This window comes from Terrimonas pollutisoli, assembly GCF_029360765.1.
Classification (GTDB): Bacteria; Bacteroidota; Bacteroidia; order Chitinophagales; family Chitinophagaceae; genus Terrimonas_B; species Terrimonas_B pollutisoli.
Map to the genome: position 1 here is coordinate 56,803 of NZ_JARKNA010000002.1, position 19,439 is coordinate 76,241.

General features: G+C 40.7%; 15 protein-coding genes. 6 read left to right on the forward strand and 9 right to left on the reverse strand.

All coding sequences use genetic code 11. The annotated features are described in order from the left end of the window. Positions 1-826 precede the first annotated feature (826 nt). Positions 827-2,383 carry a glycoside hydrolase family 32 protein gene (locus P2W73_RS04335; RefSeq protein WP_276500766.1) on the forward strand — a complete coding sequence of 519 codons (1,557 nt, stop codon included), beginning with the start codon at positions 827-829 and terminating at the stop codon, positions 2,381-2,383. A 1-nt stretch (position 2,384) separates the two neighbouring features. Continuing rightward, on the forward strand, positions 2,385-2,867 hold the full coding sequence (locus tag P2W73_RS04340) for a TlpA family protein disulfide reductase (RefSeq protein WP_276500767.1): 483 nt from the start codon (positions 2,385-2,387) through the stop codon (positions 2,865-2,867). A 164-nt stretch (positions 2,868-3,031) separates the two neighbouring features. Here P2W73_RS04340 and P2W73_RS04345 read toward each other — a convergent pair whose 3' ends face one another. Together P2W73_RS04345 and P2W73_RS04350 are read right to left on the reverse strand one after the other, a co-directional pair. Next, positions 3,032-3,355, reverse strand: a complete 324-nt coding sequence (locus P2W73_RS04345; protein WP_276500768.1) for a hypothetical protein — start codon at positions 3,353-3,355, stop codon at positions 3,032-3,034. Between the two features lie 193 nt (positions 3,356-3,548). After that, positions 3,549-4,643: an acyltransferase family protein gene (locus tag P2W73_RS04350; protein ID WP_276500769.1), complete on the reverse strand. Its 1,095-nt coding sequence runs from the start codon at positions 4,641-4,643 to the stop codon at positions 3,549-3,551. Between the two features lie 549 nt (positions 4,644-5,192). Here P2W73_RS04350 and P2W73_RS04355 point away from each other — a divergent pair. Then, positions 5,193-5,402: a hypothetical protein gene (locus tag P2W73_RS04355; protein WP_276500770.1), complete on the forward strand. Its 210-nt coding sequence runs from the start codon at positions 5,193-5,195 to the stop codon at positions 5,400-5,402. Between the two features lie 102 nt (positions 5,403-5,504). Here P2W73_RS04355 and P2W73_RS04360 read toward each other — a convergent pair whose 3' ends face one another. Then, the gene (locus P2W73_RS04360) at positions 5,505-6,065 is read right to left on the reverse strand and encodes a transposase (protein WP_276500771.1); all 561 of its coding nucleotides are present in this window, start codon (positions 6,063-6,065) and stop codon (positions 5,505-5,507) included. A 21-nt stretch (positions 6,066-6,086) separates the two neighbouring features. Next, positions 6,087-6,500, reverse strand: coding sequence for a serine hydrolase (locus tag P2W73_RS26460; protein ID WP_369127514.1), 414 nt, complete (start codon positions 6,498-6,500; stop codon positions 6,087-6,089). 118 nt (positions 6,501-6,618) lie between these two features. Here P2W73_RS26460 and P2W73_RS04365 point away from each other — a divergent pair, with 118 nt between their 5' ends. Beyond that, the gene (locus P2W73_RS04365; RefSeq protein WP_276500772.1) at positions 6,619-7,407 is read left to right on the forward strand and encodes a S1 family peptidase; all 789 of its coding nucleotides are present in this window, start codon (positions 6,619-6,621) and stop codon (positions 7,405-7,407) included. A gap of 255 nt (positions 7,408-7,662) precedes the next feature. Here P2W73_RS04365 and P2W73_RS04370 read toward each other — a convergent pair whose 3' ends face one another. Next, a complete protein-coding gene (locus tag P2W73_RS04370) occupies positions 7,663-7,872 on the reverse strand; it encodes a hypothetical protein (RefSeq protein ID WP_276500773.1) in 210 nt (69 codons plus the stop codon). 612 nt (positions 7,873-8,484) lie between these two features. On the opposite strand from P2W73_RS04370, the gene P2W73_RS04375 reads away from it, so the two are divergent. Then, complete coding sequence (locus P2W73_RS04375) at positions 8,485-12,783, forward strand: PAS domain S-box protein (RefSeq protein ID WP_276500774.1); 4,299 nt, start codon at positions 8,485-8,487, stop codon at positions 12,781-12,783. Between the two features lie 9 nt (positions 12,784-12,792). Next, on the forward strand, positions 12,793-13,239 hold the full coding sequence (locus P2W73_RS04380) for a response regulator (protein ID WP_276500775.1): 447 nt from the start codon (positions 12,793-12,795) through the stop codon (positions 13,237-13,239). A gap of 185 nt (positions 13,240-13,424) precedes the next feature. On the opposite strand, the gene P2W73_RS04385 is transcribed toward P2W73_RS04380, so the two are convergent. From P2W73_RS04385 to P2W73_RS04400, 4 genes are all read right to left on the reverse strand, one after another. Next, positions 13,425-14,333, reverse strand: a complete 909-nt coding sequence (locus P2W73_RS04385; protein ID WP_276500776.1) for an NAD(P)/FAD-dependent oxidoreductase — start codon at positions 14,331-14,333, stop codon at positions 13,425-13,427. A 469-nt stretch (positions 14,334-14,802) separates the two neighbouring features. After that, positions 14,803-15,618, reverse strand: coding sequence for a hypothetical protein (locus tag P2W73_RS04390; RefSeq protein WP_276500777.1), 816 nt, complete (start codon positions 15,616-15,618; stop codon positions 14,803-14,805). Positions 15,619-15,784: 166 nt separating this feature from the next. Further along, positions 15,785-16,621, reverse strand: a complete 837-nt coding sequence (locus P2W73_RS04395; protein WP_276500778.1) for a WG repeat-containing protein — start codon at positions 16,619-16,621, stop codon at positions 15,785-15,787. A 122-nt stretch (positions 16,622-16,743) separates the two neighbouring features. Continuing rightward, the gene (locus tag P2W73_RS04400; RefSeq protein ID WP_276500779.1) at positions 16,744-19,431 is read right to left on the reverse strand and encodes a glycoside hydrolase family 3 protein; all 2,688 of its coding nucleotides are present in this window, start codon (positions 19,429-19,431) and stop codon (positions 16,744-16,746) included. Positions 19,432-19,439: the final 8 nt, after the last annotated feature.

Below are 19,439 nucleotides of genomic sequence, written 5' to 3' on the forward strand. Positions count from 1 at the left end.
GTTGGTAATTTATTAATCATTTTTCTACTAAGGTTTAGTGGTGGTGTTGAGTAAGAAAAATTAAAATAAGCTTTTGACAACCTGCATTTCAAAATAGGAATCAATCAACATAGCAACTAAGCAATCTTTGAGATACCGGAAAAGATATTGGCTTTAGGTAGTTAGATTAAGCAGCTTTTAAAAGCAACATCGATTTGCATCACCTAAACCTTAGTAGAAAAAAAGTTACTTGAATGAATGGACCTTATTACCTTATTGGTCAAAGAAAGAGGTTGGCAATTTTGCGCAGTTTTTGAGAAATCGGATAAAAATAATGTACTAAGGTTGGTAATTTATTAATCATTTTTCTACTAAGGTTTAGTGGTGGTCTTGAGTAAGAAAAATTAAAATAAGCTTTTGACAACCTGCATTTCAAAATAGGAATCAATCAACATAGCAACTAAGCAATCTTTAAGATGTCGGAAAAGATATTGGCTTTAGGTATTTATATTAAGCAGCTTTTTAAAAGCAACATCGATTTGCATCACCTAAACCTTAGTAGAAAAAAAGTTACTTGAATGAATGGACCTTATTACCTTATTGGTCGGGAAAAAAGGCTTGCAATTTGCACAGTCCTGGAGAGGTTAAATTAGAATAATGTAATAAGGTCGGCGGTTTATGAATCATTTTTCTACTAAGGTTTAGTGGTGTTGCCGCAAGAAAAAAATAAAATAAAGCCCTGGACAGCCGGCACTTCGAAATGTGAATCAATCAACATCCGGTGTTTAGATATTGCGGTCTTTAGATGGATATATGTATAACTGTAGTTGAGTTAAACAAAAGAATCATGAAAATTTTATCTTTTAATCCTATAAGCATAACCGGGATGAAATCATTTCTGAAATACACTGCTCTCAGTTTCGTACTTGCTTCCTGCAGCGCTGTAAAAAATGTACCCTACAGCGAATACCAGGAACAACACCGGCCACAAATTCATTTTTCGCCAAAATCAAAATGGATGAATGATCCCAATGGCATGGTGTATCATAATGGAGTGTATCATTTGTTTTACCAGCATTATCCCGACAGCACAATATGGGGACCCATGCACTGGGCACATGCTACGAGTAAGGATCTCGTTCATTGGCAGCAACAGCCGATAGCTTTATATCCTGATAGTTTGGGCTATATTTTTTCTGGAAGTGCCGTTATGGATGTCAACAACACGTCTGGTTTTGGTAAAAATGGCAAGCCCCCGATGATCGCCATTTTCACCCATCATGATCCGAAAGGTGAAAAGAATGGCAGCATTGTTTTTCAAAACCAAAGTATCGCTTATAGTTTGGATGAAGGACAAACCTGGACCAAATATGCCGGCAATCCTGTTGTAAAAAATCCAGGTATCCGTGATTTCCGCGACCCTAAGGTGAGCTGGTACGAAGAAGGAAAAAAATGGATCATGACACTGGCTACACTTGATCATATCACCTTTTATTCATCCAAAGATTTAAAAAACTGGACAAAGGAAAGTGAGTTTGGAAAAGAGTTTGGTGCACATGGTGGTGTATGGGAATGTCCTGATTTGTTTGCACTTGATTATAATGGAGAAAAAATTTGGGTATTGCTGGTGAGCATTAACCCCGGTGGGCCCAATGGAGGATCTGCTACGCAGTATTTCACGGGCCGCTTTGATGGCAGCACGTTTACGCCTTTTCAAACTGATACACGTTGGATCGATTACGGTACGGATAATTATGCCGGCATCACCTGGTCGAATACCGGCGATAGAAAAATTTTTATTGGCTGGATGAACAACTGGCAATATGCCAATATCGTTCCCACGCAAACATGGCGCGGTGCGGCTACCATTGCCCGTGATTTACAGTTGGAAAAGATCGGTGACAAATATTTTGTCAGCTCCCGTCCCGTGAAAGAACTGGAAGTGATACAAACCAGCCCTGTGGTGTTGCAGAATATTGCTGCCACTAATTATGACCTGGTTGCTAAAACAGGTAAACCCAACGGGCCTTATGAGTTATCGCTGACCTCGGATGCTATTAAATCATACAGCATTCAATTTTCCAATGAGGCTGGTGAAAAATTGATAGTAGGTTATGACAAGGCGGCCAACAACTATTTTATAGATCGTACACAATCGGGTATTATTTCTTTTGAAAAAGGATTTGCCGCCAAACATGTGGCGCCACGAATAGCGGCCGGTGATAAAACGGATCTCACGCTGTTATTGGACAATGCCTCTGTCGAATTGTTTGCCGATAAGGGTCTCACCGTGATGACGGATATATTTTTTCCCAACGCACCCTACACAAGAATTCAAATTCAAAGCGATGGCCTGCTTGTGAAAGAACTGAAATATGTGCCATTAAAATCAATCTGGAAATAACATGAAAAATATATTGAGCTTATTAATAGTGATCGGTTGTTCCATTACGAGTTGGACACAGGAACCCAGTAAAAGCATTCCGGCCTTCCAATTTACGACGCTGGATGGTGCGGTGTTCAGCCCAACTAATTTGACGGCGGGTAAAATGTCTTTCTTTGTTTTTGTGGACACTGATTGCGACCATTGCCAGCATGCTATGCAATACATCAACCAGCATCACCAGGAATTTAAGAAAGCGGCGGTTTACCTGGTGTCGATGGCGAATCCGGCAAGGATCAATGAATTTATGAGCAAGTATGGAAAGAACCTGGTCAATCAAAAACATGTGGTGTTGCTCCAGGATACCCGCTATGATTTTATCAGTAAGTTCAAACCACAGAAATATCCCGGGATGTTTTTATACTCGGCGGATAAAAAACTATTATTATACGGGGATGATGAAAAGAAGATAGACCAGTTTTCAAAAAGAATTAAGGTGGGGTGAGGACATATTCCTCTGTCAGCATTGCAGAAAAGGACCGGGGGCTTATGTTCAGGTCTTTCCCTGTTCGTCGGGGTCGGCTTTGGTCAAACTACGGCACAACACTTACGTTGTTCGGACAGAAAAGGATGCCGGGAGGAAGAAATGCCGCATCGAAGTTGTCTCCTTCAATCGCAATAACGATCACCTAAAAAACAAGGCATTTGATCAAGGATAACGCTGACCCAAAACCAGGCAAGCAAGGTCAATATGACAATCCTTGCAAAAAGACTAAGCGTTAGCCTGGGTTTATTTCCTAAGCTAATCTTCCGCACTACAGGCAGCAGGGTGAAGATGAATAGTACCGGCAAAAGCCATAACAGTATAAACAACGGAAAGGGAAAATCTTCGTTGAACTCCCGCCGGTTGATCAGTTCCAGGGTTATGAATGGGAGCACAAGAAAGAAGCTGATAAGTGCCGGTGCCCGAAACGTTGTGAAGATATTTTTCATAAACTACGTTTGTGTAGTTAGTAGAAATGTTGCTGCTGGATACGGGTTACGTGTACAAATATCCGAAGAAACTAATCCATGGAAAAACGAAATTCGGAATGCACCCGGAAATTCTATTGCCATTCATAACTACGGTTTTTCTTTCTTAACACGGGATACTCGTTGCATTGTAATGCTGACCTGTAAAAGAAATTTACGACGCCTGTATGGGGGCTGGCTGCAGTGCCAGTTCCTCTTTTTTGACTGGCAGGTATTTCTTCAGGCTCATAAACGGCTTTTCTATAAATCGCCATAGCAGCCAGGCTACCAAAATAAGTATCACCAGGTTTTCTGCTACCAGGAAAAAGACCCGATAAGAATCCAGTGAAGCAGGCAGCCGGCTGTTGATCAACCAATCGAGCGGCTCTTTTGTATAGACTGGAACCAGGGGATGAAATAAATAAAGTCCGAAACTTATTTTGCCGACAAACGACAGTGCCTTGCTATTCAGCAGGAGCATTCGATTCGCTGTTCCCAGTTTGTCCCTGTACATCACGGCAGCTATCAGCCAGGCTGCCAGTACCGAAACCAATGTACGCTTCAATACAAACGGTATGCCCGTAACAATAAAGAGCAGCAAAATAATGATACTGGCAATACCGGCAGCTCTTATAAAGCGATAAGCCTTTTCCAGCATCAGCGGACGGTCATTAACTATCCATGCCAGCAGCGCACCCATACCAAGAGAATCGAAACAATCCGTGGTAAGAATAGTGCCAAACTCAGAGAAGCCTGTAAAAAAATGACTGACAATGCCGGCAACAATAAACAGGCTAAAAACATGCGGCAGGTAGCGACGGCTGCAGAGCAATATAACCCAGGGCCAGAGAAAATAGAACTGCTCCTGCACCGATATGGACCACAAATGTGCCGTTGCATGATCCCATTCCCCGATGGAATAAAAATAAAAATTGGATGTAAACGTAAACAAATAAATAAAGCTGCTTTTATCGCCGCTGCCGGTCAGCAGCAGGAAAAGCAACGTTAGAAAATACAATGGGAAAATGCGAAAGGCCCTGCTCAGGATAAAATTGCGGAATACAGTAAACTTACTGGCGCCGGAAGCTATATTCTTCTGCGCCCGAAGCAGGATGCCGGTTATTAAAAATCCGCTCAGTACAAAAAAGACATTTGCACCCAACGGGTACATCGAAAGAAAATCAGTAACGAGGCCCAATGGTGTGTGGTGCATCATCACGAGCAGAATGGCAATAGCCCTGATACTGTCCAGTTGTTTGATCCGGTTCATACCTAAAACTTTTAAACGATGAAAAATGTACAAGGCAAGCTATCATTATCATTGGCAAGGGATGCTGCGGCAAATAGAATCAGAAGGTATGCGGAATGAGGAAAGACCGGCGATTACAAATTTCCATTAAGGGAAATGCTGCCATTCAAACATAAGCAAAAAATGTGGTTTTAGTTAGGGTGAGAAATTTTGACGAAAAAAATACTTTGGATGAAACTCTCACGGCCTGCCCGATTGGCTGCCGTTTTTATTTAGCAGAATACCTCTCGTCAATTTAAATTTAGTGCATAAGTTTCCTTTTGCGGGTCCTTCGGGAAAGCAGGCGGCCGTTGTTGCGTGTTTGGCATGGGTGTGTGAATGCAGGACACCAACAACCGAAATGAGGAGGCCATTCTCCGTTTATTACATTGATTGCTGTAACAAGTAAAGATTATACCATTTAGACAGTAATTTAATCTTATAGCTATGGTATAATACCGACAGACATTGTGAACCACCAATAATATGATTCTAATGTCTCGTCGGTATTAGTGTCCTATACCAGCTTTGTTGGTGATTGGCCTCGCACAAGGCCTGGCGCAACACACAACAAAGGCGGTTTACAGGTTGGGAACACTGACACAGGCGAAAAAAGAATTAAGGCGGGGTGAGGATCGTCAAAGGACGAAGTATTTAACATTAGTAAGAACCTCTTTAGTTGCCGATAAAAAGAAACTTACTTTGGCAGGCGCTGACTGCCGTATTGAATGGACCATGTAGAAATAAAAGAAAGGAAAGTATACTTCTTGTATTTTCTTTCTTCAATAATAAAGAAACGGTCTCACCGGGGTTTGGCCCAAGCCAACCCCGGTGTATAGGCCTCTACAACACTCTATAATCAAAAGGCTCAAAGTTTTTTACTATGCCTGTCTCATAAAAAGAAGCACTGCTATGCTCATATGCTGTGTAATCGTTAACCAGCTTCCATTTGCCACTGACGGGGTTGTGATGTATGTAGTTTAGTTTCTGGTTAAAAAACTTTTGATTGTAAATGCCTTTGGCATCAAAGGAATCCGTAAATACTTTATGCAATTGTCCTTTCTTCTTTTCTCTTTCCGTTACACCATCGGACAGGTACTGTAAGATGGTTAACTCGTTTAAATGTGTTAGCCTCGTTATTATTTCATAAGCGATAAACCGTTTGGCGTTTCCGATAATTTTGTTCAGGTCAAATCCGGCATTTGGGAAATAGAGTATCGTATGCACATGGTTTGGCATGATTACATACGCTACCGTGCCATATCCTTGTTCCTTTAAATGGGCAAACCATTTATATACTGCATCATATCCGTTTGACTTGTCTATTAGCGGCAGCCAGTTATAACAGGTAAAGGTGCAGAAATACATTGTGGTGGTATCATCATGCTTCCATCGAATGGCCATTATTAAAAGTACGAAGTATCCTTATTCGCCGGGGTTGGCTTGGGCCAAACCCCGGCGGGACCATTCACTTAGTTCGAAGAGAGGGAGACCCTGGAAGGACGGAAATAAAATAATACTGATATTTTCATCCGGGAAATAAAGAACCAGGCTTGTGAAATTAGTGATAGCGCCGCTGTGTGTTATGTATCTTTTGCCATAAAGCGAATCTATTGCCCAGCCAAAACCATAATTACCTTTATTTGGAGTAAATGCCTGTTCCCATGAACCGGGAGTCAGTATCTGCTGGTCTGGTATTGCTTTAATCCATTTATATAAATCTCCCGCAGTACTATAGATGGCTCCTGCGGCATATAGAACTGTTGAATCCAGGTCAGCAGCTTTCGTGTATCTTCCTTTATAAAAAATACTATACCTGTTGCTTTGAATGGGCTTGATAAATTCCGAAAGTCAAATCCGGAATGTATCATCTGTAAAGGATTAAAGATTGTGTTCTCCTGCTTCTGTTTTCTTTTACGGTTAAATAGCAAGGGGAAATGCGTAAATTCATTTTTGTATGAGACGCCTGTTATACATACTATCATTCTTTGCTTTACCAGCTAGCTCTTTTTCCCAAGATCACCAGGAACTCAAGGCGACGGTTGAAACAATGGCCAGTACCTTCAACTTCCAGGGCGACACATTAGCGGGTGCAACCTGCTTCCTGGTCAATAAAGACGGGCAACAATACTTTGTCACTGCAGCACATCTTTTCAAATCATCTCATAAGTCTGGCGATACAGTTCTTGTCAGGATGCTTATTCAAAATGAATTGAAACCTTTCGATGCTACAGTTTATTTCCATGCCAACAAAGATATTGATATCGCCGTTTTCAAATTGTCAGAGAAGGTAACGCAGTCTATCAAATTATTAGAGAACGTATCACAAGGTCATGGCATTTCACTGGATACTACGCTTGTGGGTTTCGGTATGCCCGTTTTCTTTTATGGATTTCCCCTGACCAATATGGGAACAGAGGCCCTGGGAATAAAATTTCCGTTAGTAAAGAAGGCGATTGTATCGGGCGTGGTGAAGTACAACCGTGTCGAGGTGCTCGTTTTGGACGGGCATAATAACGTTGGCTTTTCGGGAGGGCCCGTAGTGGCGTATGACAGCAACCTAAAAAAGATGTGCACTATTGGTGTTGTATCCGGCTATTTCTCCGAAACGAAAAATGTAGAATATAAGGGGGACAAATTATCATTTGACGAAAATTCCGGCATTTTGCTGTGTTACGGGCGGCAATATGTTGAAGAGATACTGGCAACAATTGAAAAGCCTTCGTCGATGAAAAGCAAAAAATGATTTCGTTGATTTATCAATTGAAGTAGAGTGATGTTGATACCGCCAACATTTCCTCGCAATAACTTTATTGCACCCTTAAAGGAATAAAATAAAAGACATACTTCAAACAGGAACTATCAGCTAAATTGGCTACATAAATATACACCACGCATGGTATACGGCGATTGAAGTAGCAAGTAAAGATTAATGTCCTATACCAGCTTTGTTGGTGATTGGCCTCGCACAAAGCCCGGCGAAACACACAACAAAGGCGGTTTACAGTTTGGGAACACCAACGAAGGCTAAACACCAACACCGGTGGCGTTCGGTTTGTTGTTTTTGGGGAAGACCAACAAAGGCAACAAAATCTGTTATCTTATACAACATCTTTGTTACCATTGAATTTTCTCCAATGGAAAGAACGACAAAATCAACTCCTAAAAATTGTTTGGGAGTAGCTTCTTCCTTTTTTATTATATTTCTCATATTCTTTAAAGTCTAAAGTTTACGTGTTATAATTCAAGTTCCATTTGAATATTTGAACGTTCATAGGGAGTAGCCCGGCCTGCAATTTTTTTAAAGCCTAATTTGTAATAAAGATTGATGGCAGGCTTAAGAATAGTATTACTTTCCAGGTACAACCTTTTAGCATTTTCATCGAATATGGTTTAATGGTTATTGATTTTTAACCAGGAATCCCATCGAATAGAGGAAACTTTGGTAAAAAAATTGAAGATGTGCAATCTGGTTTAATTTTAAACTAATAGTAAATACTTATAACTCAATTATTAAGTAAACGCCTCAATTCCACCGATTTTACGATCTTTATCACAGCATTTGTTTTTAAATAGATTTTACTCCACTAAGGTTAAGGTAGTCCCTTCTTATTGACAGTGGCTTGATTCGTAGCACTACTTATCAGAAAACTCCGTATGGAGAAACAGTATTTCTTATATACATGGTGAGGAATGGCTTTTATTAAATCGGTTTGAATTTTTTGCTTTATACGGTTGCCACCCGCATACATTCTTACCATTGTTTGAATCCGACCCCGTGTTTTGCCATATTTTCAGACCTGACTTTAATCAAGTAAAATATATGAGACAGATAATAGAGTTTTTTAAAAGGCTTTTCGATAGCGGCGACTGGCCACCACGGTGGCATTGTGGTCGCTGGACTGAATTTCACGGATGGCTTTATATTATCAGTGACCTATTAATATGGACAGCCTATTTCACCATCCCAATTGTGATTATCAGGTACATTTCAAAAAAGCAGGGAATACGGTTTGTGCGATTGTATTTTTTATTCGCTGCATTTATCCTGGCCTGCGGAGCTACACATTTTTTAGATGCTGTAGCGTTTTGGATTCCTGCTTATCGTCTTAATGCCCTGGTACGTTTAATTACCGGGGTTGTTAGCTGGATCACGGTTTTTTACGTCGTCAGGGTTCTCCCCTCTGTCTTTTCATTAAAAACACAAAATGAACTGGAAGCGGAAATAGAGCAACGAAAAAAGGCCGAACAGCAAAGCCGTGAAAGCGAAGAGCAGATACAAACTATTTTCAATGCCGCTCCCGATGCAGTGATTGTGATTGACCAGGATGGCCTTATTGGTAGATGGAATCACAAAGCTGAAACTCTTTTTGGCTGGAACGCAGATGAAGTGATAGGTAAACTTCTCAGTGAAACCATTATCCCTCTGCGCTACCGTGAGGCACATAAAGCAGGTCTGCAGCATTTCCTAAAAACAGGCGAAGGGCCGGTGCTGGGCAAATCAATAGAAATGCATGCTATCAATAAAAAAAATATTGAATTTGATGTGTCACTGAGTATTTCTCCTACTCTTGTCGATGGAAAATATCTGTTCATTGGATTTGTCCGTGATATAACAGAAAAAAAAAGAGCGGAAATACAAATTCAAAAACAGAAACAGGACATCCAGGACTTTATAGACAGCATGTCAACGCTTAGTGTAAAATTATCTACAGATGGAAGAATTCTGATGATAAATAAAATTGCATTGCAGGCATCGGGGTTATCCATGGAAGAATTGCTGAAGATTAATTTCACAGAGGGACATTGGTGGACATTCGACCCCGAAGTTCATTCACGGGTGCGTGATGCATTTAAAAAAGCCAGTTCAGGTACAGCCATTAATTATGATGAAAACATTTTTGTTTTTGGTCAGGTACTTACTATAAATTTCAGCTTAATTCCCATATTTAAGACAACCGGCAGTGTTGATTATATTGTTGGAGAAGGAAGAGATATTACCGCACAGAAAAAAGCTGAAGAAAAAATCAAGGAGAGCGAAGAAAAACTTAGCATGCTTTTCAATTCGATGGATGAAGGGTTTTGCATTATTGAGATGATTTTCGATGAGCAGAAAAAACCGGTTGACTACCGTTTTTTGGTGATAAATCCATCTTTTGAAAAGCAAACCGGGCTCCGTGATGCTGTCGGCAAGCGTATGCGTGAATTTGCCCCCAGCCACGAAGAACATTGGTTTGAAATCTATGGAAAGATTGCGTTGACAGGCGAACCAATTCGATTTGAGAATCGTGCTGAACAATTGCACCGGTGGTATGATGTTTACGCATTTCGTTTCGGAGAACCGAAGAACCTGCAAGTCGCAATTCTCTTTAACGACATTACCGAACGCAAAAGGACGGAAGATACAATCAAGCAACTGAACCTGGAACTGGAAAAACGGGTAGAAGAGAAAACAAAAGAAGTAATACAAAATGAAAAACGCTTTCGGGCACTTATTGAAAACAGTAGTGAAGCCATCATCGTGAGTGACCTTGAGGGGAATCGTATTTTTGTTTCAGAGGGAATCGAACGTATGCTGGGCTATACCCCACAGGAATATATGAAGCTCAATATTTTCGATATGGTGCCGCCTGAGGAAGGTCATTCTCTTCGCCGGGTGTTACAAAAAATAGTTGACAATCCCGGGGAACCTTTCACGATCAATGTCCACGTACAACATAAGAACGGTTCATGGCGCTGGATAGAAGCAGCGATGGCGGGATTTTTTGATGTACCAGGTTTGAATGGAATCGTTATTACTTATCGGGATGTTACCGGGCGTAAAGAAGCCGAAGATAAATTAATGATAAGTGAAAATCGTTTTCGCTCCATCATCGAACAGTTTCCTTATCCCGTAGTTACCTACACTCCCGATGGATGCTATATCAATGCAAATAAAGCATGGGAAATAATGTGGCAGGAAAAAAGAGAGCAGATAGAAGAATATAACATTCGCAAAGATCCTCAATTAATAGGCTCTGGGCTTTCAAAATATGTAGAAAGAGCATTTGCAGGAGAAGTTGCAATTTCAGAACCTTATTTATACGACCCTGCCCTAATTGGCCGGACCGGCAGAAAAAGATGGGCGCAAATGACATTGTATCCTTTAAAAAATGCTGACGATGACATACTGGAAGTTGTTCTAATATTGCAGGATGTAACGGAAAACAAAGAAGCTGAAGAAAGCCTTCGTAAAAGTTTCAAAGAAATTTCAGATTATAAATATGCGCTCGATGAGTCGTCCATTGTTGCAATTACTGATCAAAAAGGAATCATCAAATATGCCAACGAAAACTTCTGTAAGATTTCTAAATACAACGTTAATGAACTCATTGGACAAGATCACCGTATAATTAATTCCGGTTATCATTCAAAGGAATTTATTCGAAGTATATGGGTAGCCATTGCCAATGGAAAAATATGGAAAGGGGAATTAAAAAATAAGGCGAAGGACGGCACTATTTACTGGGTAGATACGACAATAGTTCCTTTCCTGAATGAAGATGGTAAGCCTTATCAGTATATCGCCATAAGAGCAGATATCACTGAACGCAAACAGGCGGAGCAGGCATTGCAAGAAAGCCAGCAACTACTGTCGGCCATTATTGATAATTCGACGGCGGTTATTTATGTTAAGAATCTGCAAGGTCAGTATTTGATGGTGAATCGTCGTTTTTCCGAATTGTTTCATCTTAATCAGGAAAATATTCTGGGTAAAACAGATTATGATTTTTTCTCGAAAGAGGAGGCTGATTCATTTCGACGTGTGGATGTGCGTGTAGCTGCGGCTGATCATGCCTTGACAGAGGAAGAAATGGCGCCGCATGACGATGGCCTGCATACATATATCTCGGTGAAAAGCATCCTGCGGGATAATATGGGCAACCCTTACGCCATTTTTGGCATTTCTACTGACATTACCGAACGGAAAAAGGCAGAAGAGGCGATTCTTCGGGCCGAAGCGAACTACCGTGAAATATTTGAAAACGCAACAGATGCCATTTATGTCCATGAAATGGATACAGGAAAAGTTATTGAAGTAAACCAACGAGCAGTTGAAGTGACCGGCTATACAAAAGAAGAGCTGCTAACCAGTGACCCTAACGATTTTATTACTAGTCACCCGGATTATAATCTTGAAAAAGCTTTGGGTTATATTCAAAAAGCTGCAACCGGACAACAACAATTTTTTGAATGGCTGGGCAAAAAGAAAGATGGATCATTTAACTGGTTCGAAGTAAACTTAAAAAAAGCTAACATAACCGGGCAGGAACGTATACTTGCATTCTTTCGTGAAATAAACGACCGGAAAAAAGCCCAGTTAGAAATACAAAAGCTGAATGAAGGACTGGAACAAAAAGTAATGGAACGAACGACTCAGTTAGAAACAGCTAACAAGGAATTAGAAGCGTTTTCGTATTCCGTTTCTCATGATCTCAGAGCGCCGCTTCGTATCATCGATGGATATACAGGGATAATTGTAAGTGATTACGGCAATAAACTGGATGAAGAGGGGAACAGGTTACTTGGAATTGTCACAGAGAATGCCCGCAGGATGGGTCAGTTGATTGATGACCTGCTCAATCTTTCCCGGCAAGGAAGAAAAGAATTAAATTTTCTTCACATCAATATGGCCAAATTGGTAGAATCAGTTATTGCAGAACAGGATATTCCAAAAGCAAACAACTTAATGATACAGGTCGGGAGTCTTGAACCCGCACTTTGTGACAGCAGTCTAATACGTCAGGTCTGGGTCAACCTTATTTCCAATGCCATTAAATATTCCGGGACAAGAGATCATCCGAAAATTGAAATAGATTCATTTAAAACTGCGAATGAAATCATATATAGTATAAAAGACAACGGGGTGGGATTTAATATGAAATACGCAGATAAATTATTTGGCGTATTTCAGAGATTACACAAAATGACAGAATTTGAAGGAACAGGAGTGGGACTTGCGTTGATGCATAGAATAATCACCCGTCATGGAGGCAGGGTGTGGGCGGAAGCAGAAGTGGATAAAGGGTCAACTTTCTACTTTAGCTTACCTGTTAATTCAAACAAATATCAAAACAATTAAATAAATAATATGGCAGAACATAATCATGTTGAAATTCTTTTAATAGAAGATAATCTTCATGAAGCTGAACTGACTATCAGAGCCCTGAAAAAACACAACCTTATTGATCGGCTGAAGCATATTGACGATGGTGCGGACGCCCTTGATTTCATTTTTTGCAACGGTGCATATTCAGATAGGTTGAATTCACTAAATCCTAAGCTTATTCTTCTTGATCTTAAGTTGCCTAAAGTTGGAGGTCTGGAAATACTCAGACAATTAAAGGCCGATGAACGGACAAAAATGATTCCTATCGTCGTTCTCACTTCTTCGAAGGAAGAAGAAGATGTTATTGAAAGCTATAAACTGGGAGTAAATAGCTATATCGTTAAGCCTGTCAATTATGAAGCATTTACCCAAGCCGTAGCCGAATTGGGATTATATTGGATACATCTGAATCAAAATCCTTATTCCTGAAATAAAACCACTATAATTGCCGACGAGGTGGGACTTAAATCTGATCCCGAATTTCGTTCCGCATTTGTGGGCTATATTGAGTCGGGTACCCGAATTGCGGTCATCAACTCTCAATTATCCGAAAACCTGATAGCACAGCACGAGCCAAATCCAAAACTGTCAGATCAAGTACTAACTATTACAGTTTAGAATTCTTCTTGTATTATTTCGCTGTTGCACGCTGCTCCTGCGACCATACCTGCTGATACAGCAAGAGCGATGTCTCTTGACGGATTGGAATTGTCGCCACAGGCAAAAACTCCGTATATGGTTGTCTTGTGGGACGCATCCACTTTTACAGCACCCTTCTCTGTCAGCTCACACCCTAGTTGTGCAGGAATTTCAGAGTGTTGTATGAGTTCTGGTCTTGCATATATTGCTGTTATAGAAGTTTTAGAATTGTCTGTAAAAACTATGTTTTGAATTTGCCCGTTAATATGCTCAAAACCATCAATTTCTTTTTCAACAATTGGGATTTTGTGTTTTCTCAATTTCTCAGTCTGATCCTTTGTTAGCGTTGATTTTCCATTTGTGTAAAGAGTTAAGTCTTTTGTCCAATTGTTAACCAACCTTGAAAATTCAAAGCCATAATCTCCATTGCCCAGGATTCCTGTCTTTTCATATTTTACTTCGTAGCCGTGACAATATGGACAATGAATTACGGAAATTCCCCAACATTCTGAAAAGCCTTTTATATCAGGAATTATATCGCTTAGTCCTGTGGCGAGTATTAGTTTCCTAGAGTAAAATAAGTCACCCGCCTGGGTTTTGATTTCAAATCCTTTCTCTGTTTTTACTCCTTTTACTGCTAACCCACTGTGAAATTTTACGGTTTTGTACTGACTAACCTGCTCCTTTGCCAATGTCGCAATTTGCTTTGGTGTCTTGCCGTCTTGTGTTAAGAAATTATGCGAGTATGGTGTTTGTTTATTGCGGGGCTTTTCGCTATCAATAATTAAGACGTTTCTTAATGCTCGTCCCAAACTCATTGCTGCCGAAAGTCCTGAATAACTTCCGCCAATTATTATTATTTCAAAGTTATTATTGTCAGGCATATGATTATAGTTTATCAAGGCCGTTGATGGAAAAAGAGAACGCAAACGGTGTCAAAGTGAGTTCACTCTTTTTTATTAGTTGTCTTCTTGTAAACTTTTCTGACGCTGGTGATTGGTATCGTCCGTTAAAGTAGCACACAACCGTGTGTATTTACGCTAATATACACTATGAAAATACCCAAAACAATTTTTTCGCCGGGGTTGGCCGGGCCAAGCCCCGACGGGACCGCTTACTTAGTTTGAAGAAGAGAAGACCTCGGAAGGACGGAAAATGAGGAAGGGATTAGTGTCCTATACCAGCTTTGTTGGTGATTGACCTTGCACAAAAGCCTGGCGCAACACACAACAAAGGCGGTTTACAGTTTGGGAACACCAACACAGGAGAAAACTATCAAAGGTTCCGTACAACCGAGGCTTCATCGTTGGTGCTGCGCACCCGACGAAGCCTCGGTTGTTTTGGCTATAGTTTTTACCTGATGCGTACAAAGTCTTTTCGTGATTTTAGATATTTGTCACTATTCAAAAAAACAACAAAAGATTCTCCCATATAGGGAATTTCCTGTTTTCCCAATGCCATAGCTTGATATTGCAACGCTTCCAATAGTTCAACCCAATATCTAATGATTTGTGCTACATAAAATTGCCTTAAGCCACGAACCGCATTATTCATTCCAGTCAAAAAGCTTGCATTTTGAATTGAATTGATGGGTTTATTTCTTTCACTCGTATGTATAATATGAGCAAACGAGCCAAGTAATTGTTGGGCAATTTGCGCATTTCTTTCAATCTCGTCTCTTTTTCTTGAAGAAACGTTTTGCTTAAATAATACCATATCTATTCTTTCGCTCCATTCTGAAATAGGATCGATATTCCTTGTTTGAGTAGTAAGTAAATTTATATTTGAATATCTATCACCTTTTGCAAAATTGGAAAGGATGTCAATAATATTCTGATGCACAGGATTATCGAGGTTGTCTAAATAAATAAAACTTAGCGTTCTATTTACGATTATCTCTTTTGATTTAAAGTATAATAACCTTATGTCATGACCTATATCCCGTTTTAGCGCATCAAGGTTTGGAAAAGTACCATTATGCTTAATGTAATAATCCAACATTAAGCACAACTTTCCAATTCTTTCTAAGCCAGTTGATAAAGCTGTAAAGGCTTGGAAGTAAAATCCTTTGTCTGCGTAGTTAGCTTTTCTTATTTGAGTCGCACCAGAAGCCAACATTTCGTTCGTAAAAACTGCCTCCTTGTTAAGTGCTTGAAAAATTTCATTCATTGGGTTTGTATGTGTTCAAGTAAAATTACAGCCAACGTCAGGGCTTTCTGCTGTGCTGATATTCTGTGTTACGTTAGCCGGAACAGAAGCCGATTGAAAAAAGATGAGCACTTATTCGTCGCCCCGCTGACGCAAAACCTCGCTGTTGTAGGGCTTGTGCTTCTGTCTAGAAGTAATCATTAAGTACAAAAACTCTTTCGTATTCAAATGGAATAATTATTTTTCCGCCAAATGACAGCAGGCCATATTTTCCATTTTTTCCGCCTGTAATTAATTTGAACTTGTCTTTAATGTCAACTAGTTTGTCATACTCAACAGGGATAATAATTTTATTATTAACTACATCCAAAAGTCCCACTTTACTATTCTCAGTTATTTTCTTAAAGTCTTTATAATAAAAGTCGCCTCCCATTCCAATTGTAATGCCTACGTCGTCAAAAGAATATTTGTTGTCTGATGGATTATATGGAAAATCTGTTTTTACACCATTAGTGTCAACCATGAATATGTCTTTATCAATTTTCACAGCAGCCATATTATTTTTAAAATGGCTTATGTCGTCATAGATATGAGGAATTCTTATTTTGCCTTGCTTATCATAAAATCCCCATTTCCCGTTACGTTTCAATCCAACTCTATTAAGATTTGTATAAGTTGATTGACTTGATTCAATAGAGTCAATTCCCATTTCTTTTCCTTCATAACTATAAATGGTTGTCAACTTGCTTTTACTATCAATAACAAATAGCCAAGTCCAAGCATTTGAATAAGCCCATTTTACGCCATGGTTTAAGATTTTCTGTCCAGATGAATTAAATATATCATACTGGGTTATTCCATTAATTTTTTTCTCACAACTATAAATTAGTCCAGGTGGCTGTCTTTGAGAATATGCAACCGAGAATGGAAAGAACGATAATAAAATCAAAATTTGTTTCATGATGAAATTTCGTTTGGCATAGCCTACAACGATTGTATTTCCGCTAAAATACGCTACTTCCAATAGTAAACAATTTTCCAACCTATTCTTAATAGGTACATTAGCGAAAAATGTGCTACTGCGGCTGAGTAGCTCAAATACAATCAGGGTGGCATTGTCTTATTGTTTGTAAGTGTTTTTAGGGTTTATTCTTTCACTTCAAACATTTCTCTCAACCGTATATCCATACTCGAACTCCCGATCATAATCCGGAATTTGCCGGGCTCAATCACTTCTTTCATATTTACATCCAGCATCGTCAGCATGTCGGGAGTAATGATAAATTGTATTTCTTTTTCTTCACCCGGCTGCAGGTTCACCCGCTGAAAAGCTTTTAACTCTTTGATGGGTCTTGCTACAGAAGCCAGCTCATCCCGCAGGTATAACTGCACCACTTCATCGCCTTTGTAGTTGCCCGTGTTTTTTATTTTAAATCGCAGACTAAGATTTTCCCTGGCTTTCATGATGGGCTTATCTAATTGCAGGGCAGTATAATCAAAGGTTGTATAGCTCAATCCAAATCCAAACGGAAATAAGGGCTGGCCGGTGAGGTTGGTATAATCATCACCGCGGCCGGTAGGCTTATGATTATACACCAACGGCAACTGTGCTTCTGCTACCGGGAAGCTGATGGGCAGTTTGCCGGAGGGAGACCGGTCGCCAAATAAAAGATCGGCTATGGCTGCGCCACCGGCATCACCGGGGTACCATACATCCACTACACTGTTTACTTTATCCAGCCAGTTGGTCATGGTGATAGCGCTGCCACCTACTAATAAAACCACCACGGGCTTACCCGTAGCGGCCACACGCTGTATCAGCTCTTCCTGTAAACCGGGCAGGGCCAGCGAAGCCCGGTCATTAAATTCGCCTTCGTCAATGCCTGCCACCACAATGGCCACATCACTGTTCTTTGCCAATTGTACCGCTGCCTGTATTTTTTGTTCACTGCTGTCTTTTACACCCACATTCCAGATCAAACGCAGCCAGGCGTTGCCGGCGGGTTCGTAGTATTCAATGCGGATATCATATTCTTTTCCTTTTTCAAAATAATAGTTAGCCAGTTTGGTAGAGTAGGATTGTTTTTTCCAATTGTCAATAATGATTTTATTATTGATGAATAAGCGATAGCCATCATTTCCATCGATACCTATTTTATACGTGCCGGTAACCGGTGATTGAATTTTTCCTGTCCATCGTGCCGCAAAAAAATCATAGTTGATCTTTTCGGGATCAGGTGAAAACAGTGTCCATTGAAACCGGATGGCTTCATCCACTCTTGTGAGAACGGGCTCACCCGTCAGCGTTACATTGTTAAAATATTCTCCCTGCAATCCCGCCACTTTTTTCCCGTCTTTGATAGTGGATAAAGCGCTGGAGGGAACGAAGGTCCATGTTTTGTGTTCTCTTCCGGGCCCTGCTGCATAGCCAACCTGCGCCGTTCCTTTTGTTTTTTCTTTGATGCCTGCAAGGATGGATATTTTATTATTACCCGGTCCGCTATAGCCGCCCAGTCTTGCTTCTACAGCATCGATACCGATCACGGCTATTTTCTTTAATGATTTTTTTAAAGGCAATAGCTGGTTTTCCTGCCCCGGCAGGCGGGTATTCTTTAGTAACACTACGGAACGTATAGCCGCTTCTTTCGCCAGTTCACGATGTTGTGCCGACGTCGATTGCCCACCTTCGGTTTCACTGGCATAAGGTTTTTCAAATAAACCTAATTCAAATTTTACCCGCAACACTCTTGCTACCGCACTGTCGATAACAGCGGGGTCCATGGTTTTATCCAGGAAATGTTTATCAAACAAGGTATGATGTTCATAAGCCGTTTGAAACATTACATCCAACCCATTCTCAACGGATTTCTTGCCGGCTTCTGCATAATCAGCGGCCGTAAAATGTAATACGTTGGCGCCACCGGTGGCTCCTGCATCAGACAATACGAATCCTTTGAATCCCCAATCATGCCGGAGTTTTTTATTCAGCAACCAATCATTGGCCGTACAGGGTGAACCGTCCAGTGAGTTATAGGCCGTCATGATGCTCCGGGCGCCGCCTTTTTGTACCACCGCTTTGAAGGGAACGAAATACGTTTCTTCAAGCAATCTTTCATTGAAGTGTATGGGATAGCTGTCTCTTCCGCCTTCCCCATGGTTCACGGCAAAATGTTTGGGATTGGTAACAATGCCTCTTTGTTCAAATGCTTTTACAAAGGCTACGCCCATGGCAGCACTCAGCACCGGATCTTCACCATAGGTTTCTTCCACTCTTCCCCAGCGAACATCTGTCGCCAGGTTCACTACCGGTGAAAGAATATGACGAATGCCTCTTGCTTTGGTTTCATTAGCAATAGCAGCCGCACATTTACTCATCAGCAAAGTATCCCAGGTAGCGGCTAGTGCAATGGCTTGTGGAAAAGCCGTGGCTTCATCCCTTACTAACCCATGCAGGGCTTCATCAAAGGCAATGATGGGGATGCCGAGCCGGGTTTGTTCTACAAAATATTTTTGTATGCCATTGATCTTCGCCAGGGTTTGTTTGGCCGATTGCCCGGCTTTATAATTGAGCAACTGCGCAGCAGCGCCCTGTTGTTGCTGTACGGTATTGACCTGGAAACCAAAGATGCCGTTTTTGTATTTGGATGGATCATTGCCCAAGTCACCGGGGATCATAAACAGTTGCCAGAATTTTTCTTCCGGCGTCATGCGTTGCAATAGATCTTTTACCCGTTCTTCTATGGGGAGGTTGGCTTGTTTGTAAGGAGGGATTGTTTGAGATTGGGAATGTAGGATAGTTAATAGGAATAAGAGACAGCAGCAAAAATTTTTCATACAAGTGA

Bases quoted from the DNA above. Each gene is read 5' to 3' on its own strand.
- P2W73_RS04385 (WP_276500776.1), bottom strand. From the start codon at position 14,333: ATGCCTGACAATAATAACTTTGAAATAATAATAATTGGCGGAAGTTAT.
- P2W73_RS04380 (WP_276500775.1), top strand. From the start codon at position 12,793: ATGGCAGAACATAATCATGTTGAAATTCTTTTAATAGAAGATAATCTT.
- P2W73_RS04360 (WP_276500771.1), bottom strand. From the start codon at position 6,065: ATGGCCATTCGATGGAAGCATGATGATACCACCACAATGTATTTCTGC.
- P2W73_RS04375 (WP_276500774.1), top strand. From the start codon at position 8,485: ATGAGACAGATAATAGAGTTTTTTAAAAGGCTTTTCGATAGCGGCGAC.
- P2W73_RS04340 (WP_276500767.1), top strand. From the start codon at position 2,385: ATGAAAAATATATTGAGCTTATTAATAGTGATCGGTTGTTCCATTACG.
- P2W73_RS04390 (WP_276500777.1), bottom strand. From the start codon at position 15,618: ATGAATGAAATTTTTCAAGCACTTAACAAGGAGGCAGTTTTTACGAAC.
- P2W73_RS04345 (WP_276500768.1), bottom strand. From the start codon at position 3,355: ATGAAAAATATCTTCACAACGTTTCGGGCACCGGCACTTATCAGCTTC.
- P2W73_RS04350 (WP_276500769.1), bottom strand. From the start codon at position 4,643: ATGAACCGGATCAAACAACTGGACAGTATCAGGGCTATTGCCATTCTG.
- P2W73_RS04365 (WP_276500772.1), top strand. From the start codon at position 6,619: ATGAGACGCCTGTTATACATACTATCATTCTTTGCTTTACCAGCTAGC.
- P2W73_RS04335 (WP_276500766.1), top strand. From the start codon at position 827: ATGAAAATTTTATCTTTTAATCCTATAAGCATAACCGGGATGAAATCA.
- P2W73_RS04370 (WP_276500773.1), bottom strand. From the start codon at position 7,872: ATGAGAAATATAATAAAAAAGGAAGAAGCTACTCCCAAACAATTTTTA.
- P2W73_RS04400 (WP_276500779.1), bottom strand. From the start codon at position 19,431: ATGAAAAATTTTTGCTGCTGTCTCTTATTCCTATTAACTATCCTACAT.